The following is a 22,352-nucleotide window of genomic DNA, read 5'->3' as shown; positions in this document are numbered from 1 at the left end:
TTCAAGCTGCGGCCGCGATCTCGTTGAAGGATACCCCGGTCAGGGTGGCCGAAACATCCCACAGCCTCGCTCGGGCCGCAAAGTCCTTCGCCTGCGGCATGATCTTCGCAGGCGCTGGCGCGCCCTTCAATTCATAGAACCCGTTCGGACCGTAATAGCCGCCGGCCTCCACAGCCGCCGAGGTCGCGGCAAGGAGCGTGGGCAACGCGCCTTCCGCGGCGGACTGGCTGATGAAAGGCTGCAGCAGCCGGCCGACGCGCCACTGGAGGGTGTCGGCGCCCGGGCCATTCGCAATGAGATCGGTACGCGCGTAGCCGGGATGCGCGGCAATGCTGCGCAAGCCCCAGCTGGCCGCATCGCTGCGGCGCTGCAGTTCGAGCGAAAACATCAGCATCGCGAGCTTGGACTGGCAATAGGCGCGCCAGGGACGATAGGAGCGCTTGCTCTGCAGATCGTCGAAATTGATCGCGCCGGAGCGGTGCGCGAGGCTGGAGAGATTGACGACACGCGGCACCTTGGCGCGGCGCAGTAGCGGCAACAGGTGCGCGGTCAGGGCATAGTGGCCGAGATAGTTGGTGCCGAGCTGCATCTCGAAACCGTCCGTCGTCTCCTGCCGCCTCGGCAGCGCCATCACGCCGGCATTGTTGATCAGGAGGTCGAGCTGTTCGTGGCTGGCGGCAAAGCGCCTGGCAAAGTCGGCGACGGAGGCGAGGCTTGCGAGGTCGAGAGGCTCATAGGCGATCAGCGCATCGGGAAAGCGGTTGCAGATGGCCTCGATCGCCCGCAGGCCCTTTGCGTCGCTGCGCCCAGTGAGTATGACGATGGCACCGGCGCCCGCCAGCGCCAGTGCCGTCTCGTAGCCGAGACCGCCCGTGGCCCCGGTAATGACGGCGGTCTTGCCGCTGAGGGAGGGAATGTCTGCCGTGGTCCAGTCGGTCATGCCATATCTCCAGGCTTTGAAGGGGGTGGAAGTGCCCCCGCGAACGGCTAAATGTGCACTTGGTGCAAATTTGCAAGAGGTGAAATAGTTTGAAGGCATCCGAGGGCGTGCGCCGACGCGCCAAGCCATTGACTTCAGGAAGCAAATCCGCGGCCACCTCGGGCCTGCGGCAGCGCAAGCGCGAGCAGACCCGCGAGCGGCTGACCCGCGCGGCGATGGCGATGTTCCTGGAGCGCGGCTTCGAGGCCACCACGATCGACGACATCGCGGCTGCCGCCGAGGTATCGCGCCGCAGCTTCTTCCACTATTTCGCCTCGAAGGAGGACGTGGTCGCCGCCTGGCAGGAGGACGCAGCGACCGCACTGGTCGACGCGATCATCGCGAGGCCTATCGAGGAATCCATGCTGACCGCGGCGGAGAACGCGATCGCGGCCGTGGTCAAGCGGGTCGATCCGGCTGAAGCAGCCGCGATGTCGCGGCTCAAGCGCGACAACCCCGCGCTTCAGGCGCGCGACCAGCTCAAATACGAGAAGCTCGAGCGCGCATTGGCCGAGGGGCTCGCCCGGCGTTCGGGGCGCAAATCGGACCGGCTGAAGGCGCGGCTCGTCGCGATGATCGCCACCGGCGCGATGCGCGTCGGCGGCGAGAGCTGGCTCGGCGAAGGCGCGCGCGAGAAGCCGGAGGCGTTCGTGAAGCGCACGTTCGATGCGATCCGGGGGATATTGAAGTGAGGTGTCACCCTCCCCTGGAGGGGGAGGGTAAGCAACGAGGCGTCAGCCTCAGCTCTTGAAAAACGCCAGCAGGTCCGCGTTGATGGTTTCGGCTTCCGTGGTCGGCATGCCGTGCGGAAAGCCCTTGTAGGTCTTCAGCGTACCGTTCTTGAGCAGCTTGACCGACAACGGTGCGGAATCGGCGTAAGGCACGATCTGGTCGTCATCGCCGTGCATCACCAGCACCGGCACGTTGATCTTCTTCAGGTCCTCGGTGAAATCGGTCTGCGAGAACGCGACGATGCCGTCGTAATGAGCCTTCGCGCCGCCCATCATGCCCTGGCGCCACCAGTTCTGGATCACCGCTTCCGAGGGCTTCGCTCCGGGACGGTTGTAGCCGTAGAACGGACCGGCGGCGATGTCGCGATAGAAGCTCGAACGGCCGGCGGCGAGCTGCGCCTGGAAATCGTCGAACACCTTCTTCGGCAGGCCGCCCGGATTGGCCGTCGTCTGCACCATCAGCGGCGGCACCGCTGAAATGATCGCAGCCTTTGCCACGCGGCTCTCGCCGTAGCGCGCGATGTAGTGCACCACCTCGCCGCCGCCGGTGGAATGGCCGACGTGAATGGCGTTCTTCAGGTCGAGATGCGCCGTCACCGCCGCGAGATCATCTGCATAGTGATCCATGTCATGGCCATCAGCGACCTGCGCCGAGCGGCCATGGCCGCGGCGGTCATGGGCGACGACGCGGTAGCCACGGGTCACGAAGTACATCATCTGCGCGTCCCAGTCGTCGGACGACAGGGGCCAGCCGTGGCTGAATACGATCGGCTGACCCGAGCCCCAATCCTTGTAGAATATCTCGACGCCGTCCTTGGTGGTGATGGTGGGCATTGCAAGCTCCTTGTTGGTGAGAGTCAGTTTGGGCACGCGAGGCGTGCCGCGGAATCGGAAAATTGTCGCGCGAGGTTACGGGGTCGATGCCGCGCATTCGACCCACGCGGCGCCGATCGGGCGATCAGGCAAAGGCCATCGGCCTGAAGCGGCGCCAGGCGCCGATGATGACCAGCACGAAGAACACGAGCACGATGCCCTGCACCACGGCAAAAACTGGGCCTGACGGCGGAGCCGGCGGCACCGCGGGCGCGAGCGCGGCAAGCGCCGGCACCTTCAGGAACGACTGGATCACCAGCACGAAGACGTTGAGATAGAGCGAGACCATCGCGGTCACGATGTAGATCGGACGCCACGCGCCCGACAGCTTCATGCCGTAGAGCGCGATGCAGGCGATCGCGAGCAGCACCAGCGACAGAATGCCGACCATGTGCGACGGCAACAGCTCCTTGAACGGAAACAGGAAACCGGTGACGCTGGTCAGGATGGTGAAGAGGAGAAAGATCGCGGTGAGGCCCGGCATCGGCTTCGAGCCGAGCAGCCCGAACATCACGACAAGGCCGCTGGCGATCGCGATCAGGCTGATGATGACATGGACCAACGTGAAGGCGGGCAGGCTCAACCCAAGAACCATGGCATCTCTCCTACTCTGCGCTGAGATCAGAAGAATGGTATTACGGTCCTCATCGAATTGCCACATGCGTTGGCGCCGCACTTGCGCGCCAAGCCATGCGCGGTCGTGCGAATTGACAAACGCATGCCCAGATTTTTTGCATCGCTGTCACAAACGTCAGCAGGTTTTCGCCGAAAGCTGAATCGATTGTCGCAACATCGGCCCGCGATCAGCGGGCCGATGCGACGGGGTCTCAGACTTCCTTGGTGTCGAAGATCAGCAGGTCGGCGCCGCCACTGGCGAATGTCGGCACGTCGCCTGCCGCCGCCTTGCCTTCCGCGCTGCCGAATGCCGCCTGGATATCGGCCACGCTGTCGAAGGTGAGGATGGCAACAAGGTGGACTCCGGAAGGTCCGGCGGGGGAGCCGACCGGCCCCTTGCTGATCGCGTACTTCTTCAAGCCGGGAAGTTTCTTCGCGAGCGGGATGTGCGTTTCGGCATAATGCTTGTCGAAGGCCGCAGCATCCTTGGGCGTCTTGTAGAGCACGACGAGTTCAGCCATTTAGTCCTCCCTTGAACCTAGTTTTGTGTAGACCCTCATGGTGAGGAGCGTGCGAAGCACGCCCCGCGGGCGATGCTTCGCATCGCCGCGCGAACCATGAGACCCCGATGTCCGGGCCTTCATCCTTCGAGACGCCGCTGTCGCGGCTCCTCAGGATGAGGAGATAGTCCGTAGTTGGCGGCGAGATGGCAAGTCACATTCCGCTTGCCGTTCGCTTGTCCTATCCTTGATTAAAGCGCCGGTTTTGCGGCGTCGCCGAGATAACCGTGCAGGGAGGCCACGACCTGCGCGCCCTCGCCGATGGCGCCGCCGACGCGCTTGACCGAGCCGGAGCGGACGTCGCCGACGGCGTAGACGCCGGGCACCGACGTCTCGAGCGGGGCCACGAGCCGGCCCAGATTCTGCTCGGACTGCGCGCCGGTGACGACGAAGCCGCCGCGATCGAGCGTGACGCCGCAGCCGTCGAGCCAGCCGGTGGCGGGATCGGCGCCGACGAACAGGAAGAGATTGCGGATGTCGGCGAAATCCTCGTCGCTCGACAGCCGGCTCTTCCAGCGGATGCGCCGCAGCAGCGAGGTCTCGTCGCCTTCGAGCGCGGTGATCTCGGTGTTGAACAGCAGCTCGATGTTGGGCGTCGCTTCGATGCGCTCGATGAGATAGCGCGACATGCTGGCGCCGAGGCCGCCGCCGCGAATGATCATCCAGACCTTCTTCGCATGGCCCGAGAGGAACACGGCGGCCTGCCCCGCCGAATTGCCGGCGCCGACCAGCGCCACCTCTTCGCCGGAGCAGAGCCGCGCCTCGACAGGTGAAGCCCAGTACCAGACGCCGCGGCCCTCGAACTTTTCGAGGTTCGCGATCTCAGGCCGGCGATAGCGCGCGCCGCTCGCGACCACCACCGCGCGCGAGCGCAAGGTGTCGCCGCAATCCAGCGCCAGCGCGAAGGCGCCACTGGCACGCGAGCAGTCCAGCGACTTCACCGACATCGGGATCATGATGTCGGCGCCGAACTTCTGCGCCTGCGTGAAGGCACGGCCCGCCAGCGCCTGGCCGGAAATGCCGGTCGGAAAGCCCAGATAATTTTCGATACGCGCGCTCGCGCCGGCCTGACCGCCGAAGGCGCGGGTGTCGACGACGGCGACCGAGAGGCCTTCGGAGGCCGCATAGACCGCGGTCGCAAGCCCAGCCGGGCCGCAGCCGACGATCGCGACGTCGTAGATGCGATCGTTCTTCGGGCCGCCGATCATGCCGATGGCGCGCCCGAGCTCGATCTCACTCGGATTGCGCAGCACGGTGCCGTCGGCGGTGACGACGAGCGGCCAATCCTCCGGCTTCGGCGAGTAGCGCGCGATCACCTCGGCCGCATCATGCTCGCTGTCGGGGTCGAGCAGATGATGCGGCTGGCCGTTGCGGGTGAGGAAGCCCTGCAAGCGCACCACGCCGGCGGAATTCGACGGCCCGATCAGCACGGGGCCGCCGACGCCGCCCTGGATCAGGTTGACCCGGCGCAGGATCAGCGCGCGCATGATGCGTTCGCCGAGCTCGGCCTCGGCGACCAGCAGGGCGCGCAGCCGGTCCGGCGGGATCAGGAGCACCTCGACGTCGCCCTCGGCGCGTCCATCGACCAGCGCCGGCCTACCAGAGAGCTGGCCGAGCTCGGCCAGGAACTGGCCGGGCCCCTGATCGATCACCGGCGTGACGTGACCAAGCCCGTCACGCTCGGTGATGGCGACATGACCCGACAGCACCACGAACATGCCCGGCCCGCGCTTGCCGGTCTCGAACAGAAGCTCGCCGTCCTTGTAGTGCCTGACCTCACCAAACAGTCGCAGTCGCTCGATCTCGGCGGCGGCAAGCGTCGGGAATGTCTGCTCGGGGCGGGAGAACCGCGAGATCAGTGCGTCCCCGTCGGCTCGTTGCGATTCGTCCTGCGCCATTGTCGCTCTCACTCATTCCAAGAAAATTCAGCGGCCGGGCTTCCCGGCGGTCTCCTCATCTAGTGAGGGTTCGTCATCGTGCGAGGGGCCGGTCATCTCCGCGCGCTCGCGCGCCTGGGTCTTCCGCCGCTTCAGGTTCTCGCGCAGCGCCGATTTCAGCCGGTCCTGGCGGGCGTCTGCCGTTCGCTTCTTGTCGTTCTCGTCGGTCATCATGGCCCATGGCGTTGGTCGGCGGCAGCATGCCACCGAAAAACGACAGCTCAAGGGGTCGTCGTCCTGCCGGTGCAACGAAGCGGCCAGAATGGGTCGAATCCAAGGGTACGGCCAACTGGCCATTTGGCTGGGGATTTCTTCGGGAACCAAATCGAGCCAAAATCGGTCATTTCGGGACAAAAAGGCCGCCTCCGGCATCCAGCGGGGCCGATTTTATCGATTTCGCGAGGCGGCAAGCTTGCACATGAGGGGGCCTTGTGGCATCCATCGCCCCGCTTGGCGGGCCCATGTCGCGGCCCGATTCTTTGCCAGCATTTGCTGCCGTAGCTCAGTGGTAGAGCACTCCCTTGGTAAGGGAGAGGTCGACAGTTCAATCCTGTCCGGCAGCACCAGTCCTGACATCAGCCCGGCAAATCTGGATGGCATCGTTGCGCTTGCGCGACGCAAGCGCGCTAACATTCTCATGACCGGACACTAGATGTGAGGACCCCGGCGCACGTCCCTCGCGCGCCCTCCTTCCGGTGCCCACGCATGATCCCTTTCTCCGTGCTCGACCTTGCTCCCATCCGAAGGGGTGGGGATGCGGCGCAGGCGTTTCGCAATTCGCTCGATCTCGCCCAGCATGCCGAGACATGGGGCTTCAAGCGGTTCTGGCTGGCCGAGCATCATAACATGACCGGCATCGCCAGCGCCGCGACCTCGGTGGTGATCGGGCATGTCGCTGGCGGCACCAAGACAATCCGCGTCGGCTCCGGCGGCGTCATGCTGCCGAACCATTCGCCGCTGATCATCGCCGAGCAGTTCGGCACGCTGGAGTCGCTCTATCCGGGACGGATCGATCTCGGGCTCGGGCGTGCGCCCGGCACCGACCAGTTCACCGCGCGGGCGCTGCGGCGCGATCTCGCCACGGCTGCCGAAAACTTCCCGCATGACGTGCTGGAATTGCAGGCGCTGCTCGGTGACGTGCAGCCGAACCAGGCCATCCGCGCCGTGCCCGGCATGGGATTGAAGGTGCCGCTCTGGATCCTCGGCTCGAGCCTGTTCGGCGCGCAGCTCGCGGCCATGCTCGGCCTGCCCTTCGCGTTCGCCTCACACTTCGCGCCTGACATGATGATGCAGGCGCTGAACGAATACCGCTCGCGCTTCGAGCCGTCGGCACAGCTCGACCGGCCCTATGCCATGGTCGGCGTCAACGTGTTCGCCGCGGACAGCGATACTGACGCGCAGCGCATGTTCTCCTCGCTCCAGCAGCAGTTCATCAATTTGCGGCGCGGCACGCCGGGCCCGCTGCCGTCGCCGGTCGACGACATGGACGCGCTATGGTCGCCCGCGGAGAAGGCCGGCGTCGGCCAGTCGCTCGCCTGCTCGGTGGTCGGCTCGCCCGCAATCATCGAGCGCGGGCTGAAGGCGCTGATCGATCAGACCGGCGCGGACGAATTGATGACAACGGGGCAGATCTACGATCACACCGCGCGCCTGCGCTCCTTCGAGATCGCGGCCGAGGTGCGGGACAGGCTGGCGGCGGCGCAGCCGGTCGCGTGATCGGGGGGATCGCACCGCCAAGCCGGCACTTGAGAGCCGTCACCCACGTCCGCCGAGCGCCCTGACGTTCATCGGCGGTTCGCCGTCACCCGCGCGCAACATCCGTCCGAATTGCGCAAGGAGTACCGCCCAGTCCGCGCGGCGTGCCGCCCGGCCCAAGCCCGCACATCTTCCGCGCAGTATGCATGAAGGCATCCGCATGGACCGAGGCGATGCCGAGAGTCACTTGGCCCAGCGATGCTTTCTGGGAAGTGATGATGCAGAAGACTGTTGTTGCCGTTGCCACGATCACCACGCGGACTGGAATGCTGACGCGTGCCGCGATGCTGGCGACATGTTCCGCGCTTGCGTTCATGATCCCCGTCACGGCGGCGCGGGCGCAGAATGCCACCTGGAATACGGCCCCCGGGAGCGCCGTTTACGGTACCGGCGCGAACTGGATCCCCACAACGGTGCCGACCGGCACCGCGTTTTTCGGCTCCTCCAGCCAAACCGACATCGCAATCAATGCGGACGTCTCCGTGGGAGGCTGGACCTTCAACGCAGGCGCCGGCAACTACCAGTTTACAACCGCAGTGGTACCAAGCGTCGATATCGCGTTTACAGGCACCGGCATCGTGGTCAACGGCGGCAGCGTTTCCCTCACTAACACCTCCGGTAACCTGAACTTCCAGAACAACAGCAGCGCGGGGGCTGCTACGATCATCAACAACTGGAACCTGAACTTCCAAAACAACAGCACGGCGGGCAGTGCCGCGATCACCAATATCGGCGTCCTGTCCTTTTTTAATAATAGCACGGCGGGCAATGCTGCGATCACCAACAGTCCGGGCTGGGTGACGGATTTCTCCACGACGTCCGGACCCAGCGGCAATCATCAATTGACCGCAGGTTCTATCAATGGCGGTGGCACATTCGATCTTGGCCGCAACCAGTTGACGGTCGGTGGTAACAATCTCGATACAACAGTATCCGGCGTGATCGCCGACGGCGGTGCCGGTGGCGGGACCGGAGGCTCGCTGGTCAAGACCGGCAGCGGCACCATGACGCTCACCGGCACCAACACGTACACTGGTGCGACCACCGTCAATGGCGGCCGGCTGTGGGTCGATGGTTCGATCACCGCATCGAACCTGACCACGGTGAACAGCGGCGCCACTCTTACCGGCCAGGGCACGGTCGGCACTACGCAGATCAATTCGGGCGGCATCCTCTCACCAGGCACCGTCGCGGGGGCGTCGCTTACGATTTCCGGCAATCTCGACTTCCAGTCCGGCGCAATTTACGCAGTTTCGGTGAATCCTTCGGCCGCCTCTTATGCCATTGTCACAGGCGCAGGCGGAGGCATCGCTCAGCTCAACGGCGCCACCGTGAGGCCCTTCTTCGCTCCCGGCAGCTATGTCAGCAAGCAGTACACGATCCTGACCGCAAACGGAATCTTCGGCACGTTTGCATCGGCTTTGGACAACCGCTTCATGCCCGCCAATGTCCAGGACAGCCTCAGCTACGACGCCAACAACGTCTATCTCAATCTCACAGTGAGCTTCAGTGGACCGTCCAACAACGGGCTCAATCAAAATCAGCGGGCGGTCGGCGACGCGCTGGTCGGTTACTTCAATTCCACCGGCGGCATTCCCATGGTCTATGCGAGCCTCTCGCCTGACGGCCTGACGCAGGCCTCGGGCGAGCACGCGACCGGGTCGCAGCAGGCGACCTTCGACGCCATGGGCCAGTTCATGGGCCTGCTCACCGATCCCTTCATGCGCGAGGTCGGCTGCAGCGGCAATTCGGCTTCGGCTGTCGTGCGCGACCGCTGCGGGGCAAATCCGGCGGTCGCGGCGGGGTATGCGGAAGAAGGTGCAGCGAGCGCCTATGCCATGTTCACCAAGGCGCCGCTGCGCGCGCGCCCGTTCGAGCAGCGCTGGAGCGTGTGGGCGGCGGGCTTCGGCGGCTCGCAGACCACCGACGGCAACACCGTCGTCGGATCGAACCGGGCGACCAGCCGCATCTTCGGCACGGCGGTCGGCGCGGACTACCTGTTCTCGCCTAACACGCTGGCCGGCTTTGCTCTGGCCGGCGGCGGCACCAATTTCGGCGTCAACGGGCTCGGCGGTGGACGCTCCGACCTGTTCCAGGCCGGCGCCTATGTGCATCACACCAATGGCCCCGCCTACGTCACCGCCGCGCTCGCCTATGGCTGGCAGGACGTGACCACCGACCGCACCGTGACGATTGCGGGCACCGACCGTCTGCGCGCCGAATTCAACGCCAACACGTGGTCCGGCCGGCTCGAAGGCGGCTATCGCTTCGTTGCGCCGTGGATCGGCGGTGTCGGACTCACGCCTTATGCGGCCGGCCAGGTCACGAGCTTCCAGCTGCCCGGCTATGCCGAGCAGGTGATCTCCGGCGCATCGGCCTTTGCGCTCAACTATGCGGCCAAGGACGCGACGGACACGCGCACCGAGCTCGGCCTGCGCACCGACAAATCCTTTGCGCAACAAAACGGTGTCTTGACGCTGCGCGGCCGCGTTGCCTGGGCGCATGATTTTGATCCCAATCGCGCCATCGCCGCGACCTTCCAGGCGCTGCCGGGCGCGAGCTTCGTCGTCAACGGCGCGGCGCAGGCGCACGACTCCGCGCTCACCACCGCATCCGCCGAGATGAAGTGGCTGAACGGCTGGTCGGCGGCCGCGACCTTCGAGGGCGAGTTCTCGCAAGTCACCCGCTCCTACGCCGGCAACGGCGTGCTGCGCTACGCGTGGTGATGGCGCAGCTTCGTCCGCGATCACATCGCGTGCGTGGCAACGAACGACCGTTTCCAGCATCGCATCGCTGACGTCTGATTCTCGGTGTCATTCCGGGGCGCGACGAAGTCGCGAGCTATGATGCGCAATTGCGCATCTGAGAATCCATTCATCCACATGCCCCGCGGCCCGATGGATTCCGGGCTCCCTCGCTCCGCTCGGGCCCCGGAATGACGGCGCCGGATCGGTGCGACCGGCCGGCACTGTAGCGCGTGGCGGCAGAACACTCCGGCGGATCAGTCGCGGTTCATCGCCGCCGCGCCGCTTCGCGCGCGTCCGACGGCGTCATGCCGTAGCGCTGGCGGAAGGCGCGGTTGAAGTAGGAGAGGTCGCCGAAGCCGCTCTCATAGGCGATTGCATGGATCGGGCGGCGAAGCTGAGAGGCATCGGTCAGCAACCGCCAGGCGCGGGCGAGCCGCGCCTCGCGCACGAAATCGGTGAAGGTCGTGCCGTCATCGGCAAAGAGCCGGCGGATGTAGCGCTCCGAAATCTGCTGGCTGCGGGCGATCTCATCGACCGAGAGAGTGCCCTGCCCAATCCTCTGAAGGATGTCGTCCTTCAACGCCTTCAGCCGGGCAGCGCGAAGTCCACCGGTAAGGTGCGGCTCGGCCTTGCCACCGAGCAGCAGGACTGCGAGGTCGTGCATATGGGCGGTGACGGCGCGGCGAAGATCGGCCGTTGCCAGCGCGCTGTGGTCGTTCAAAACATCGGAATAGCCTGTCAGGAGGCGGAGGACCTGGCTGCCCCCTGCGATTGGGCGGATCACCAGATCGTCGAGATTCGGAACGTGAGGTCGAAGCAGATCCCGGCGGAAGCGGTAGCTGATCGTGTGGGATGTCGTCGGCACCACAAAGCTTGTGGGCGTCCCGTTCGCCGACAGCAGCGTGGCCGCGCCCTCGCCGATCGCTGCCACGCGACCATGCTGGCCCAGTTCGGCCGCACCGCGCGTGACCACAAGAAGGAAGAGATCGTCGTTGTCGACGAGGTCCCTGGTGCGCCGAAGGCGCATCGGCGATCGCGATCCACTCGCCATCGCAAAGTCCGGCAGCGAGCGAAGCACGAAATCAAACTGCAAGGAATGTCCATCCAGCGGCTCGATGTCGAAGCGCAGTATCCTGCGGCCATACGCTTCCCGGAAGGCATCAAGCTCTCCGCTCTTCGCATAGGGCGCCGAAGAGACCCGAAACTGAATCAACTCATTGTCGTCGACTGCCATCCACGGCTCCGAACCTCGCGAGCATTTTGCCGCACGACAGCAAAAGCCGTTCAGACCGCCAAACGCAATACCGCCCAGTCCGTGCCTTGTGCCGCCTGGTCCGTGATCGGAAAAAACCGCGTCAGTTCTGCCGCCGCGCGAGCGTGCGTGCGTCCGACGGCGTCATGTCGAAGCGCCGGCGGAAGGCGCGGTTGAAGTAGGAGAGATCAGCAAAGCCGCTCTCATGGGCGATCGCATGAATCGGCCGGTGAAGCTGAGCGGCATCGGTCAACAGCCGCCAGGCGCGGGCAAGCCGCGCCTCGCGCACGAAATCGGTGAACGTCGTGCCTTCGCTGGCAAAGAGCTGGCGGATGTAGCGCTCCGAAATCTGCTGGCTGGCCGCGATCTCATCGACCGAGAGCGAGCTCTGCGCAATTCTTTGCAAGATGTCGTCCTTCAGCGCCTTCAGCCGTGCCGCCCGAAGCCCATCGGACGACTGCGCTTCGGCCTTGCCGTCCAGCAGCAGGACGGCCAGTTCGTGCATGTGCGTGCTGACGGCACGACGAAGCTCCGCCGTCGTGAGCGCGCTCTGATCGCTGAGAACGCCGGAATAGCCAACGATGAGACGCAGCGCCTGGCTATCCCTTGCGATAGGCCGGGCCACCAGATCGTCGAGATTGGGGATGCGCGGCCGTAAGAGATCCCGGCTGAAGCGGTAGGTGATGGTACGGCTTGGTGTCGGCATCGCAAAGGTCGCGGGAGTGCCGTTGGCCGACAGCACGGCGTCGCCCTCGCCGAGGGCCACCACGCGGCCATGCTGGCGCAGCTCGCCGGCGCCGCCCGTCATCACGATCAGGAGGATATCGTCATGGTCGATGAGCTCCGCGGTACGATGAACACGCATCGGTGATCTCGGTCCGCTCGCCATCGCGAAGTTCGGCAGCGAGCGAAGCATGGCATCGATCCGGAGCGGATGACCGCCAAGGGGCTCGATCTCCATCCGCAGCATCTTGCGGCCCCAGACCTCCAGGAAGGCGTCGAGCTGCCCGCTCTCGGCAAACGGCGCCGAAGAGAGGCGAAACTGCATCAGCTCGTCATTGTCGTGCGTCATCGCTTGTCCGAACCCTCAGGATGGTCAAATTGTCGCACAACAGCAACAGCCGTTCAAATTGAGAAACCAGTGCCGCCCAGTCCGCGCGCTGTGCCGCCTGGCCCAAGCGCGGAAAACCCGACCCGGTAGATTGATGGCATCGGCGAACCGGCTCCGCCCTTGGCGTGGAGCCGCCGATGAACAGGTCTTTTGGCCCATGTCGCGCTTTGCGCGTGGGCCTGGCGGGAGCAGATGATGAATTTGGCGGCAGGCGCAATCTCGGCAGGCTTTGGCGGATCTGGGCGCGGCCCCGGCGACGGTAATACGCGCCTGCGCACGCGGGCCAGGTTGCTCATCATCGCATGCGCCTTGTTGGTCGCGCCACTGCTCATCCCGTCCGCCGCACATGCCGTCGAATGCAGCAACGGCGGCGCTGGCCCGAATCCAGCAGGATTTGACGGTGGCAGCACGAACAGTACGGTCTGCGGCGCCAACGCCAATGCGGCCAGCAACGGCGGCACGGCAATCGGTGCCAGCAGCAACTCGCTCGGAAACAGCAGCACTGCGATCGGCATCGGCAGCACCGGGGGCGGCCTTGACAGCACCGCACTCGGCGTCAGCAGCACGGCGAACGGAGCAAGCAGCTTGGCGAGCGGCGACACCAGCAGCGCGTCCGGCGATTTCAGCACGGCGACTGGCTCAAGAAGCGTTGCTGTTGGTACAAATAGTACCGCGACCGGCGCCCGGAGTTCGGCGCAAGGGATCGGGAGCACCGCCAACGGCTACTTTTCGCTGGCGACCGGCCAGTTCACCGCCGCCATCGGCATCGATAGCAAAGCGTCGGGCACAAGCGCCACGGCAATCGGCGAGGCCAGCGTAGCTGGTGGCGAAATTAGCACTGCCCTCGGTAGCTTCAGCTCGGCGAACGGCAACAATAGCACGGCCCTCGGTAGCCTCAGCTCAGCGACCGGAGCTTCCAGCACTGCGCTCGGCAACGCCGCGTTCGCAAGCGGCAGCAACGCAATCGCAATCGGCAATGGCGCGCAGGCGACCGCCACCAACTCGGTCGCGATCGGGTCGGGCTCAGTCGCATCAGCGCCGAACACGGTGTCGTTCGGCTCGACCGGCAACGAGCGGCGGCTGACCAATGTCGCCGCCGGCATCGCGCCGACCGATGCGGTGAATGTCTCGCAGCTCAACAGCTTCGCGAGCGGGTGGACGGCCGGATTGCAGAACCAGATCAACACCAATCAGACCGAAGCGCGCGCCGGCATCGCGCTGGCGCTCGCCTCGAGCGCCCTCCAGTACGATCCCCGCCCCGGAAAACTCTCGGTCGCCGCCGCGGTCGGCAATTTCCGGGGGCAGAGCGCGCTGGCCTCCGGCCTCGGCTACGCGATCAACAGCCAGTGGCGCGTGAACGCCTCGTTCACCGCAACGCCGCAGGTCAACCAGTATGGCGCCGCGATCGGCAGCTCCTGGACGCTGAACTGACGATGAGGTTTCGGCCCGCGCCGCTGAGGCGACTAGCTTTCATCGTCGCCGCATTGGCGTGCGTTCCGGCATCTGCCCAGCAGGGGCAGCAGGCTCCTGCCCCGCAGGTGCAACAGGCACCGGCCCAGCCGGCGCCTCAGCCATCAGGCGAATGGGCGAAGCTGCCGCGCATGCAGCTCGAGCGGCAGTTCGCGGGGCCATTGCAGGATACGCTGATCCAGCGCTGGCGCGATCCGGTCGACGGCACCGCCTGCTATATGTACCTGCCGATCACGGCCGCGCATTCGCCGCCGGCCCAGGGCGGTTTCGTGCAATACGGGGCCAATGTCATTGGCTCGATCAGTTGCTTCCGTCCTCCCTCACCTGCGGCGGTCCCGACCAGCAGGACGTCTCCAACTCCGCACTGACCCGGCACGGCGACCAGCCTTGAGACACAACTGCGATCGGAAAGGCTCGGCCACCGGAGCCGCCGGGACAATTGCTGTGCAGATTGCCGGCATCGCGCGGCCGTCCTATAAACAGAGAACAGGATGGGCAGAATACCGCGGCGGGCACCCAAGGCCTGATCGAAAGGTCGTCGATGGATGTGATCCAAAGCCGCGCGTTCGAGTTCGCCGAGACGATCGACAAGCTTCCCGACACCACGGGTGTCCTGGACGCAATGGGCCGCATGCTCGGCCAATACGGCTTCGACTATTTTTGTTGCGCCTATGTCGCGCCTCTGCCGACCGAACCGGCGCGCGACGCCGTTCTCGCCGAACGGCTGCCGGCCGGCTTTCTGGATATGTACTCCGCGGAGCAGTTCGTGGGCGACGATCCGGCGCTGCGCCATTGCAGGACGACGCTTCGGCCGTTCCGCTGGTTCAGCGAAGCGCCGTACGATCCGGAACGGGAGCCGCGCGCTGTCGAACTCGTGCGACGCGCCAGCGACTTCGGTATGGTCGACGGTGTGATGGTGCCGGTCGCCTCACCTGCGGGCCGTATCGGCCATGTGTATTTCGGCGGGAGCAAAATCGATCTGCCGGAGCGCCAGCTGCCCGCTCTTCATCTGATGGCGCTCTATGCCTTCGACCGGACACTGAGGCTGGGCGGCCTGCCTGAGGCAGCGAAGCTCGCCCTGTCACTGCGTGAGCGCGAGGTTCTGACGCTGGCCGCGGTCGGGCGATCCACCCAGGAGATCGCCGACGCCTTGACCATCTCGGCGCGCACGGTGAAGGCGCACGTCAAGAGCTGCCGCAAGAAGCTCGGCGCGACGACCCGCACGCAGGCCGTGATGATCGCCATGCGCGACCGGATCATCGCGCCGTGACCGATTCCATCATTCCGGGGCGCGCGTCGGCGCGAACCCGAAATCCATCTTCGCCAGGACGACGATGGTGTGCGTGGCAGCGCGCTCAGTCGGGGAAGCCGAACAGCTGCGCCGGATTGTGCACCAGGATCTTCTCCAGCGTCCCCTGGTCCGGTGCATATCGATACATCAGCTCGAGCAGGTCGGCGTCGTTCGGCGGCTGCTTCACCGAGACCGGATGCGGCCAGTCGCTGGCCCAGACGCAGCGGTCGGGCGCCGCCTCGATATAGGATCGCGCGATCGGGATCACGTCGTCCCAGGGTGGACCGGCCTGCGAGGTCTTCTCGCCGAGCGACAGCATGACCCAGAAATTGCCCTTGGCGAGCAACTCGAGCATCTTGCGCAGGTTGGGATCGTCCTTGCCGCGCGCGGGCTCGGGCCGCGCCATGTGGTCGATCAGCACGGGCACATCGAGGTTCTCGTACTTCGCAACGCTCGAGACGATGCCGTCCTTCTCGGGCTGGATCTTGACGTACCAGCCGAGCTCACGGATCCGCGCGATGGCGCGGGCGAAGTCCTGGTCCGAGAGCACGGCGCCGAGCTCCTGGCGGAAGCTGAAGCGCGCGCCGCGGACGCCGGCGTCATGCAGCTTTGCAAGATAGGCGTCGCTCGCCTCCGCGAACACCAGTGCGTTGGCGCAGCCGCGATAGTTCGGGCCCATCGCCGCGAGACCGTCGAGCACGACGGAGTGGTCGGCGCCATAAGTCGTGGTCTGCACGATGATGCCGCGCTCGATGCCGAGCGCCTTGTGCATGCGCAGCGCCGCTTCCCAGGTCGCGCTCGGCATCTGATAGGCTGCGCCGGGGCGGATCGGATATTTGTCCAGCGGACCCAGCACGTGAAACTGGCTGTCGACGGTCTTCGGCGGCGGCGTCTTCACCGGGCGGCGCGGATTGGGGTCGAACGGCAGATAGGTCGGCATGCGTAATGCTCCCTCAGTCGATCACGGCGGTGAAGTCGCACTGCACCAGCGCGCCGCCATCCATGTTGTCCATCGGCAGCGCGTGGCGCGCCGGGCGCGAATGCTCGTCCGGAAACATCTTGAGCCACTCGATATTCACGGGTCCGCGCTGCGAGCGGTCCTTCAGCCACACCGTCATCTTGATGATGTCGTCAGTCGTACCGCCGGCGGCCTCCACCGTCGCCTTCATATGCGCGAACATGTTGGCGCACTGCGCGTCCAGGCTCTCCGGCATCGCGCCGGTCGCGCCATCGCGGCCGAGGATCACACCGGACATCACGAGATTGCCGATGCGGCAGGCGTTCGGAATCGGGTTGGCATGCTTGAAGCCGCCGATATGGATGCTCTTGCGCCGCGTAGGACCGGTCATGGGCTCGCTCCCTTCAGTTTGTTGGTTCAGACGAATTGGCACGACACCGAGCCGAACCCGCCATAATCGGCATGGAAGGTGTCGCCGCGGCGGATGTCGACCGGCCGCGTGAACGAGCCCGCCAGCACGACCTCGCCGGCGGCGAGATGTTCGTCATGCGGCGCGAGCCGGTTGGCGAGCCAGGCGATCCCGTTGGCGGGATGGTTGAGCACACCGGCGGCAAGCCCGGTCTCCTCGACCTCTCCGTTGCGAAACAGCAGCGCGCCGATCCAGCGCAGGTCCGCGTCCATGGGGCGGAACGGCCGGCCGCCCAGCACGAGCGCGGCGTTCGCCGCATTGTCCGAGATCGTGTCCATGACCTTGCGGGTCTTGCCGGTCTCGGGATCGACGCGATGCATGCGCGTCTCCAGGATCTCGAGCGCCGGCGTCACGTAGTCGGTGGCGTTGAGCACGTCGAAGATGGTGCAGTCCGGCCCGCGCAGCGGCGCCTTCAGGACGAAGGCAAGCTCGACCTCGATTCGCGGCGCGTGAAAACGGTCGAACGGGATCGGGCCGGCGTCGCCGTAGAACATGTCGGCGAACAGCACGCCGTAGTCGGGCTCGGCGATGCCGACCGCGTTCTGCATCGCTTTCGAGGTCAGGCCGATCTTGTGGCCCTTGATGAGGCGGCCGCGGCCGAGCTGAAGCTTCGTCCAGGCGCGCTGGACGGCATAGGCATCCTCGATGGTGATGCCGGGATAGTCCTTCGAAAACATCGGGATCAGCGCCTTGGTGCGCTCTGCCTCATCCAGGCGCGCGGCAAGGCGTTCGATCGTGGCGGCGTCCAGCATGGCTTAACTCTCCGCACCCACTTTGTTGCAGAGCACGCCGATGCCGCGCGACTCGACCTCGACGACGTCGCCGACCTTGAGCCATCGTGGCGGATCAAACCGCGCGCCGGCTCCGGTCGGCGTGCCCGTCACGATCATGTCGCCGGGCTTCAGCGTGGCGAAGGTGGAGAGATAGGAGATCAGGAAATCGAACGGGAACATCAGCCGCTCGGTCGTGTCCTGCTGCCGCACCTCGCCGTTGACGCGCGTGACGATGTCGTGCGGACCGCGCGGATCGAGCTCGTCCGCCGTGACGATCCACGGACCGATGCTGCCGGAGCGATCGAAATTCTTGCCCTGCGTGACGTTGAACTTGCCGTGGCGCAGCCAGTCCCGCACCGTGCCCTCGTTGCACAGCGTCATGCCGAAGATATGCGACCAGGCCTTTTCGCGCGGAATGTGACGGCCGCCCTGGCCGATCACGATGACGAGCTCACCCTCGTAGTCGAGCTGCTCCGACACGTTCGGCTTCTCGATCGGCTGGCCGGAGCCCGTCATCGAGGACATGCTGCGCACGAACAGGCTCGGATATTTGGGCAGGTCGGAATTGTCTTTGTATTCCGCGTTGCGTTCGGCGTAATTGACGCCGATGCACCAGAGCTTTTCCGGCGCAAGGATCGGCGGAAGCAGGACCAGGTCCTCGAGCGCGTAGTCGGGCTTTTGTCCAGCCACGGCTTCTTGCGCATCCGCCAGCGCATTCGCGGCGATCAGCGCCCTCACGTCGGAGAAGTCGCGGCCGATCCGCTTGCTCAGATCGACAACGCCGCCATCGACCGCCGCGCCGTAGCGCAGCTCGCCGTTCAAGAGATAGCTCAGCAGTCGCATTGTCGTTCTCCAAAGATGTTCAGGCGGCATCGGTCCGCCGGCAGGCCCGACTGCGCGCTCAATCGGTCGATTTGGGAGTCTGGAAGACGGCGTGCAACGTCACGATCTCGCCGAGGCGGGCGTAGCGCGGTCCGCCGATGCGGGCGATCGGGTCGAGCGCCTCGGTCTCGACCTTGCCGTTGTTCACGAGGCCGTCGCGCAGGTGAAACATCACGACCTCGCCGACGATCAGCCGGCTGCGGGCCTCGCCGAATTCGAGGCATTGCCGGAAGCGGCATTCCATCGCGACTGGCGCGGCCGCGAGCCGCGGCACCTTGATGCGCTCGCTGGGATGCGTCTCGAGGCCGAGCTCCGCGACCTCGCTGACCTCGGGCGGATGCTCGACGGAGCTGTCGTGCACCGCATTCATCAGCGGCGTATCGGCGATGTGGATGACATATTCCTCGGTGTCGAGGATGTTGTGCGCAGTGTCCTTGTAATCGGCGCCCTTGCGGCCGACGCTGATGGCGAGCATCGGCGGCTTCTGCGAGACGAAGGTGAAGGCGCTGAAGGGTGCGAGGTTGAGCACGCCGCTGCGCGACAGGCTGGTGACCCAGGCGATCGGGCGCGGCACCACGATGCCGGTCATCAGCCGGTAGATTCGCTCGGCGCCGAGATCGGCAGGATCGATCTGCATCGGTCAGTCAGCCCTGATGTTGGCCTTGCGCACGATCGGAATCCACTTGGCATCCTCGCGCTCCAGATAGGCCGTGAACTCGGCCGGCGTCATCGGAGCCGCTTCCGCGCCGAGCTTGTCGAACTTGTCGACGACGCCGGGGTCCTTGAGGATCGCCACCAGGGCCTCATGGAGCTTATCGACGATTGGCGCCGGCGTGCCCGCGGGCGCGAACAGGCCGGTGAAGGTCTGGGCGTCGAAATCCTTGTAGCCGAGCTCGGCGAAGGTCGGCACGTCAGGCAGCGCCTTCAGGCGATGCGGGCTGGTGACGGCAAGTGCGCGGAACAGGCCGGTCTTGATGTATTGCAGGCTGACCGAAAGCTGGTCGAAGGCGAACTGCACCTGGCCGCCGAGCAGGTCGTTGGTCGCCGGCGCATTGCCGCGGTAATGCGCGGTGACCCACTGCAGGCCGAGGGTCGACTGCATCAGTTCGCTGAGCAGATGGTTGGTGGTGCCGGGACCGGGCGAGGCCATGGTCAGCTTGCCGGGCTCGCGCTTGGCGAGGTCGAGAAACTCCTTCAGGTTCTGGGCCTGAACCGAGGGATGAACCTCGAGCACCAGCGGCGTCATCGAGATGGTCGAAATGGGGAGGAAATCCCGCTTCCAGCTATAGGCGTCGCGCTTGTTGATTTCGGTCGCGAACAGCACCGGACCATTGGCACCGACGAACAGCGTGTAGCCGTCGTTCGGCGATTTCGCAAAGGCCTCGCCCGCGATCATGCCGCCCGCGCCGGCCTTGTTCTCGATGATGAAGGGCTGACCGAGGCGCTCCTGGAGCTTATCGGCGATGATGCGGGCCGCGCTGTCGACATTGCCGCCGGCCGGATAGGGCACGATCAGCTTGACGTTGCGCGCCGGCCATTGCTGGCCCGACGCGGGCCCCGCCAGCATCGCCGCCGCCGCTGCCACGGCTATCCAGAACAATCTCATCTCAGCCTCCCGCGGGCGGATCCGGGGGCCGCCCTCTTCTTCTAGAATTTCCATCTTCGCGGCGCGCAGTGCCCGATCGAACCCCAATCTGTCGATTCCGGACTTTACCTGTCGACCGAATTGTGCGGTTCTTGTCCATATTATGGACAAGATACGCAAGCCCGCCAACAGCTCCGCGGAACCGCGACAGGGCGCTCAGGCGATCCGGCGCGCGCTCGCGGTGCTGCGCATTCTTGCCGCAGGCCGCGAGGACGGCGTGCCGCTGGCCGAGGTCGTGCAGGCGACCGGCCTCACCCGTCCGACCGTGCATCGCATCGTTCACGTGCTGATCGAGGAAGGCATCGTCGAACGGCACGGCAAGAGCGGCCGCTATGCGATCGGCAACCAGGTGCCCGAATTGGCGCTCGCCCGCCCGCGGCCCTCGCCGCTGCTGGTTGCGGCACGACCTTCGCTGCGTCGCGCATCCGCCGACATCGGCGACACGCTGTTCCTGACGGTGCGGACCGGAAATGACACGCTGTGCGTCGACCGCAGGATCGGCGCCTACCCGATCCAGGTGCTGCCGATCGAGGTCGGCGCGCGCCGGCCGCTCGGCGTCAGTAGCGCTGGCGTTGCGATCCTCGCCGCGATGGCTGCGCAGGACGCGCGAAGAATCGTCGCGGCCAACGAGAAGCGGCTCGATGCCTACCGGACCGGTGTCGCCACCGTGCTCGCCCAGGTCGCCGCGGCGCGGCGGCGCGGCTACAACCTGCGGGAAATCGGCCTCGTGCAGGGAACGAAATCAATCTCCATTTGGATCAAGACTCCGGACGGGCGGCCGGCGGCGGCGATGACGGTTTCCGCCGTGCGGACACGGCTCGGCCCCCGCCGCGAGCAGGAGGTCGTGGACATCCTGCAGCGCGAGGCCCGCACCATCGAGCAGAACATTCGGGACGGCATGGCCTAGCGCTGCGCGGCGTCACACCGCGCTGTCAATGGGCTGACGCGGCGCGCCGATTTGTGGCACAACGGCCGCCTCCGCCGATCGACCAACGAGGCCAAGCATGCCCGCGCCCAAGCCGCCTGCCTTTGAGACCCTGAGCCTGCATGCGGGCCAGCATCCCGATCCCGCAACTGGTGCCCGCGCGGTGCCGATCTACCAGACCACGTCCTATGTGTTCCAGGATTCCGACCACGCCGCGGCACTGTTCAACCTCGAGCGCGCCGGACACATCTATACGCGCATCTCCAACCCGACCACGGGCGTGCTCGAGGAGCGGCTCGCGGCGCTGGAAGGCGGCGTCGGCGCGATTTGCACCGCGAGCGGCCAGGCGGCGATGCATCTCGCCATCGCGACGCTGCTCAATGCCGGCGACCACATCGTGGCATCGAGCTCGCTCTATGGCGGCACCATCAATCTCCTCGCGCACACGCTGCCGCGTTTCGGCATCACGACGACATTCGTGAAGCCGCGCGACTTTGACGCGTTCCGCTCGGCGATCAAGCCGAACACAAGACTCGTGATCGGCGAGACCATCGGCAATCCCGGCCTGGAGGTGCTGGACATCCCTAAGGTCGCGGCCATCGCGCATGACGCGAAGATCCCACTGCTGATCGACAACACGTTTGCCACGCCCTATCTCAGCCGGCCGATCGAGCTCGGCGCCGACATCGTGATGCATTCGGCCACCAAATGGATCGGCGGCCACGGCATCGCGATCGGCGGCGCCATCGTCGACGGCGGTCGCTTCGACTGGCGCGCGTCCGGCAAGTTCGGCGTGCTGACCGAGCCCTATGGCGGCTATCACGGCATCATCTTCGACGAGCAGTTCGGCACCGCCGCCTTCATCATGCGCGCCCGCACGGAAGGCCTGCGCGATTTCGGCGCCTGCCTGTCGCCGACCAATGCGTTCCAGCTCTTGCAGGGCGTGGAAACGCTCGGCGTGCGCATGGACCGCCACATGCAGAACACGCATCTCGTGCTGGAGGCGCTGAAGGCCAACAAGGCGGTGGACTGGGTGCTGCATCCTTCGCTGGAGGACCATCCCGACTATCAACTGGCAAAACAGCTGCTGCCGCGCGGCGCCGGCTCGATCGTCTCCTTCGGCATCAAGGGCGGACGGGCTGCCGGCCGCAAGTTCATCGAACAGCTGCGCATGATCAGCCATCTCGCCAATGTCGGCGACGCCAAGACGCTGGTGATCCACCCGGCCAGCACCACGCATCAGCAGATGGATGCCGAGCAGCTCAAGGCCGCCGGCGTCGGCGAGGAGCTGGTGCGGCTGTCGGTCGGCATCGAGACGGCAAGCGACATCATCGACGATCTCGCCCAAGCCCTGCGCATCTCGCAAAAGGTCTGAAGCC

The 22,352-nt window shown here is 65.7% G+C and carries 22 protein-coding genes, 1 tRNA gene and 1 pseudogene; 10 read left to right on the top strand and 14 right to left on the bottom strand.

Translation table 11 applies throughout. The features are described 5' to 3' along the window. Nucleotide 1 precedes the first annotated feature (1 nt). Entirely contained in the window at nucleotides 2-940 is a 939-nt protein-coding gene (locus K289_RS0114755) for an SDR family oxidoreductase (RefSeq protein ID WP_027552232.1), read from the bottom strand. 89 nt (nucleotides 941-1,029) lie between these two features. On the opposite strand from K289_RS0114755, the gene K289_RS0114750 reads away from it, so the two are divergent. Further along, entirely contained in the window at nucleotides 1,030-1,671 is a 642-nt protein-coding gene (locus K289_RS0114750; protein ID WP_027552231.1) for a TetR/AcrR family transcriptional regulator, read from the top strand. 48 nt (nucleotides 1,672-1,719) lie between these two features. Here the strand turns inward: K289_RS0114750 and K289_RS0114745 are convergent, their stop codons facing one another. The 5 genes from K289_RS0114745 to K289_RS0114725 form a co-directional block, all read right to left on the bottom strand. After that, the gene (locus K289_RS0114745) at nucleotides 1,720-2,544 is read right to left on the bottom strand and encodes an alpha/beta fold hydrolase (protein WP_027552230.1); all 825 of its coding nucleotides are present in this window, start codon (nucleotides 2,542-2,544) and stop codon (nucleotides 1,720-1,722) included. A 124-nt stretch (nucleotides 2,545-2,668) separates the two neighbouring features. Beyond that, a complete protein-coding gene (locus K289_RS0114740; RefSeq protein ID WP_027552229.1) occupies nucleotides 2,669-3,178 on the bottom strand; it encodes a hypothetical protein in 510 nt (169 codons plus the stop codon). Nucleotides 3,179-3,410: 232 nt separating this feature from the next. Further along, nucleotides 3,411-3,719 (bottom strand): EthD family reductase, encoded by a 309-nt coding sequence (locus K289_RS0114735; protein WP_027552228.1) that lies wholly within the window; start codon nucleotides 3,717-3,719, stop codon nucleotides 3,411-3,413. Between the two features lie 230 nt (nucleotides 3,720-3,949). Then, nucleotides 3,950-5,656, bottom strand: coding sequence for an FAD-dependent oxidoreductase (locus tag K289_RS0114730; protein WP_027552227.1), 1,707 nt, complete (start codon nucleotides 5,654-5,656; stop codon nucleotides 3,950-3,952). 27 nt (nucleotides 5,657-5,683) lie between these two features. Continuing rightward, the gene (locus K289_RS0114725; protein ID WP_027552226.1) at nucleotides 5,684-5,866 is read right to left on the bottom strand and encodes a hypothetical protein; all 183 of its coding nucleotides are present in this window, start codon (nucleotides 5,864-5,866) and stop codon (nucleotides 5,684-5,686) included. Nucleotides 5,867-6,186: 320 nt separating this feature from the next. Here K289_RS0114725 and K289_RS0114720 point away from each other — a divergent pair. From K289_RS0114720 to K289_RS0114710, 3 genes are all read left to right on the top strand, one after another. Further along, nucleotides 6,187-6,261: transfer RNA gene (locus K289_RS0114720), tRNA-Thr, on the top strand. A gap of 139 nt (nucleotides 6,262-6,400) precedes the next feature. Then, complete coding sequence (locus K289_RS0114715) at nucleotides 6,401-7,411, top strand: luciferase-like monooxygenase (protein ID WP_027552225.1); 1,011 nt, start codon at nucleotides 6,401-6,403, stop codon at nucleotides 7,409-7,411. A 257-nt stretch (nucleotides 7,412-7,668) separates the two neighbouring features. Continuing rightward, entirely contained in the window at nucleotides 7,669-10,176 is a 2,508-nt protein-coding gene (locus tag K289_RS0114710; protein WP_245283919.1) for an autotransporter outer membrane beta-barrel domain-containing protein, read from the top strand. A 286-nt stretch (nucleotides 10,177-10,462) separates the two neighbouring features. Here the strand turns inward: K289_RS0114710 and K289_RS44400 are convergent, their stop codons facing one another. Together K289_RS44400 and K289_RS47710 are read right to left on the bottom strand one after the other, a co-directional pair. Then, a complete protein-coding gene (locus tag K289_RS44400) occupies nucleotides 10,463-11,431 on the bottom strand; it encodes an AraC family transcriptional regulator (RefSeq protein WP_051310578.1) in 969 nt (322 codons plus the stop codon). 121 nt (nucleotides 11,432-11,552) lie between these two features. Beyond that, the gene (locus tag K289_RS47710; protein ID WP_051310577.1) at nucleotides 11,553-12,521 is read right to left on the bottom strand and encodes an AraC family transcriptional regulator; all 969 of its coding nucleotides are present in this window, start codon (nucleotides 12,519-12,521) and stop codon (nucleotides 11,553-11,555) included. 231 nt (nucleotides 12,522-12,752) lie between these two features. Between K289_RS47710 and K289_RS53060 the strand changes: the two are divergent. The 4 genes and pseudogenes from K289_RS53060 to K289_RS0114685 form a co-directional block, all read left to right on the top strand. Beyond that, nucleotides 12,753-13,589, top strand: a pseudogene (locus K289_RS53060) (adhesin); the annotation flags it as partial. 18 nt (nucleotides 13,590-13,607) lie between these two features. Further along, nucleotides 13,608-13,991: a YadA-like family protein gene (locus K289_RS52245; protein ID WP_245283916.1), complete on the top strand. Its 384-nt coding sequence runs from the start codon at nucleotides 13,608-13,610 to the stop codon at nucleotides 13,989-13,991. A gap of 2 nt (nucleotides 13,992-13,993) precedes the next feature. Continuing rightward, entirely contained in the window at nucleotides 13,994-14,398 is a 405-nt protein-coding gene (locus K289_RS44385; RefSeq protein ID WP_035684747.1) for a hypothetical protein, read from the top strand. Between the two features lie 83 nt (nucleotides 14,399-14,481). Next, a complete protein-coding gene (locus tag K289_RS0114685) occupies nucleotides 14,482-15,300 on the top strand; it encodes a LuxR family transcriptional regulator (RefSeq protein ID WP_245283915.1) in 819 nt (272 codons plus the stop codon). An 85-nt stretch (nucleotides 15,301-15,385) separates the two neighbouring features. Here K289_RS0114685 and K289_RS0114680 read toward each other — a convergent pair whose 3' ends face one another. The 6 genes from K289_RS0114680 to K289_RS0114655 are packed head-to-tail and all read right to left on the bottom strand — an operon-like array spanning nucleotide 15,386 to nucleotide 20,009. After that, on the bottom strand, nucleotides 15,386-16,261 hold the full coding sequence (locus tag K289_RS0114680) for an amidohydrolase (protein ID WP_027552221.1): 876 nt from the start codon (nucleotides 16,259-16,261) through the stop codon (nucleotides 15,386-15,388). Between the two features lie 13 nt (nucleotides 16,262-16,274). Continuing rightward, nucleotides 16,275-16,670, bottom strand: a complete 396-nt coding sequence (locus K289_RS0114675; RefSeq protein WP_027552220.1) for a RidA family protein — start codon at nucleotides 16,668-16,670, stop codon at nucleotides 16,275-16,277. A 26-nt stretch (nucleotides 16,671-16,696) separates the two neighbouring features. Continuing rightward, entirely contained in the window at nucleotides 16,697-17,500 is an 804-nt protein-coding gene (hpaH, locus tag K289_RS0114670) for a 2-oxo-hept-4-ene-1,7-dioate hydratase (RefSeq protein WP_027552219.1), read from the bottom strand. 3 nt (nucleotides 17,501-17,503) lie between these two features. After that, nucleotides 17,504-18,364 (bottom strand): fumarylacetoacetate hydrolase family protein, encoded by an 861-nt coding sequence (locus K289_RS0114665; protein WP_027552218.1) that lies wholly within the window; start codon nucleotides 18,362-18,364, stop codon nucleotides 17,504-17,506. 58 nt (nucleotides 18,365-18,422) lie between these two features. Next, nucleotides 18,423-19,040 carry a flavin reductase family protein gene (locus K289_RS0114660; RefSeq protein WP_027552217.1) on the bottom strand — a complete coding sequence of 206 codons (618 nt, stop codon included), beginning with the start codon at nucleotides 19,038-19,040 and terminating at the stop codon, nucleotides 18,423-18,425. A gap of 3 nt (nucleotides 19,041-19,043) precedes the next feature. Then, a complete protein-coding gene (locus K289_RS0114655; protein WP_027552216.1) occupies nucleotides 19,044-20,009 on the bottom strand; it encodes a tripartite tricarboxylate transporter substrate binding protein in 966 nt (321 codons plus the stop codon). A 142-nt stretch (nucleotides 20,010-20,151) separates the two neighbouring features. On the opposite strand from K289_RS0114655, the gene K289_RS0114650 reads away from it, so the two are divergent. Together K289_RS0114650 and K289_RS0114645 are read left to right on the top strand one after the other, a co-directional pair. Continuing rightward, complete coding sequence (locus tag K289_RS0114650; protein WP_027552215.1) at nucleotides 20,152-20,955, top strand: IclR family transcriptional regulator; 804 nt, start codon at nucleotides 20,152-20,154, stop codon at nucleotides 20,953-20,955. A gap of 97 nt (nucleotides 20,956-21,052) precedes the next feature. Further along, the gene (locus tag K289_RS0114645; RefSeq protein ID WP_027552214.1) at nucleotides 21,053-22,348 is read left to right on the top strand and encodes an O-acetylhomoserine aminocarboxypropyltransferase; all 1,296 of its coding nucleotides are present in this window, start codon (nucleotides 21,053-21,055) and stop codon (nucleotides 22,346-22,348) included. Nucleotides 22,349-22,352: the final 4 nt, after the last annotated feature.

The organism is Bradyrhizobium sp. Cp5.3, assembly GCF_000426265.1.
Lineage (GTDB): Bacteria > Pseudomonadota > Alphaproteobacteria > Rhizobiales > Xanthobacteraceae > Bradyrhizobium > Bradyrhizobium neotropicale.
The sequence above is the reverse complement of the archived record's forward strand: the minus strand, read 5'-3'. Positions and strand labels throughout refer to the sequence as shown.

Coding starts and splice junctions, on each gene's coding strand:
- K289_RS0114755 (WP_027552232.1), bottom strand. CDS start 940: ATGACCGACTGGACCACGGCAGACATTCCCTCCCTCAGCGGCAAGACC.
- K289_RS0114710 (WP_245283919.1), top strand. CDS start 7,669: ATGCAGAAGACTGTTGTTGCCGTTGCCACGATCACCACGCGGACTGGA.
- K289_RS44385 (WP_035684747.1), top strand. CDS start 13,994: ATGAGGTTTCGGCCCGCGCCGCTGAGGCGACTAGCTTTCATCGTCGCC.
- K289_RS0114645 (WP_027552214.1), top strand. CDS start 21,053: ATGCCCGCGCCCAAGCCGCCTGCCTTTGAGACCCTGAGCCTGCATGCG.
- K289_RS0114650 (WP_027552215.1), top strand. CDS start 20,152: ATGGACAAGATACGCAAGCCCGCCAACAGCTCCGCGGAACCGCGACAG.
- K289_RS0114675 (WP_027552220.1), bottom strand. CDS start 16,670: ATGACCGGTCCTACGCGGCGCAAGAGCATCCATATCGGCGGCTTCAAG.
- K289_RS44400 (WP_051310578.1), bottom strand. CDS start 11,431: ATGGCAGTCGACGACAATGAGTTGATTCAGTTTCGGGTCTCTTCGGCG.
- K289_RS0114680 (WP_027552221.1), bottom strand. CDS start 16,261: ATGCCGACCTATCTGCCGTTCGACCCCAATCCGCGCCGCCCGGTGAAG.
- K289_RS0114715 (WP_027552225.1), top strand. CDS start 6,401: ATGATCCCTTTCTCCGTGCTCGACCTTGCTCCCATCCGAAGGGGTGGG.
- K289_RS0114735 (WP_027552228.1), bottom strand. CDS start 3,719: ATGGCTGAACTCGTCGTGCTCTACAAGACGCCCAAGGATGCTGCGGCC.
- K289_RS0114745 (WP_027552230.1), bottom strand. CDS start 2,544: ATGCCCACCATCACCACCAAGGACGGCGTCGAGATATTCTACAAGGAT.
- K289_RS0114725 (WP_027552226.1), bottom strand. CDS start 5,866: ATGACCGACGAGAACGACAAGAAGCGAACGGCAGACGCCCGCCAGGAC.
- K289_RS0114655 (WP_027552216.1), bottom strand. CDS start 20,009: ATGAGATTGTTCTGGATAGCCGTGGCAGCGGCGGCGGCGATGCTGGCG.
- K289_RS0114660 (WP_027552217.1), bottom strand. CDS start 19,040: ATGCAGATCGATCCTGCCGATCTCGGCGCCGAGCGAATCTACCGGCTG.
- K289_RS0114730 (WP_027552227.1), bottom strand. CDS start 5,656: ATGGCGCAGGACGAATCGCAACGAGCCGACGGGGACGCACTGATCTCG.
- K289_RS0114665 (WP_027552218.1), bottom strand. CDS start 18,364: ATGCGACTGCTGAGCTATCTCTTGAACGGCGAGCTGCGCTACGGCGCG.
- hpaH (WP_027552219.1), bottom strand. CDS start 17,500: ATGCTGGACGCCGCCACGATCGAACGCCTTGCCGCGCGCCTGGATGAG.
- K289_RS0114740 (WP_027552229.1), bottom strand. CDS start 3,178: ATGGTTCTTGGGTTGAGCCTGCCCGCCTTCACGTTGGTCCATGTCATC.
- K289_RS47710 (WP_051310577.1), bottom strand. CDS start 12,521: ATGACGCACGACAATGACGAGCTGATGCAGTTTCGCCTCTCTTCGGCG.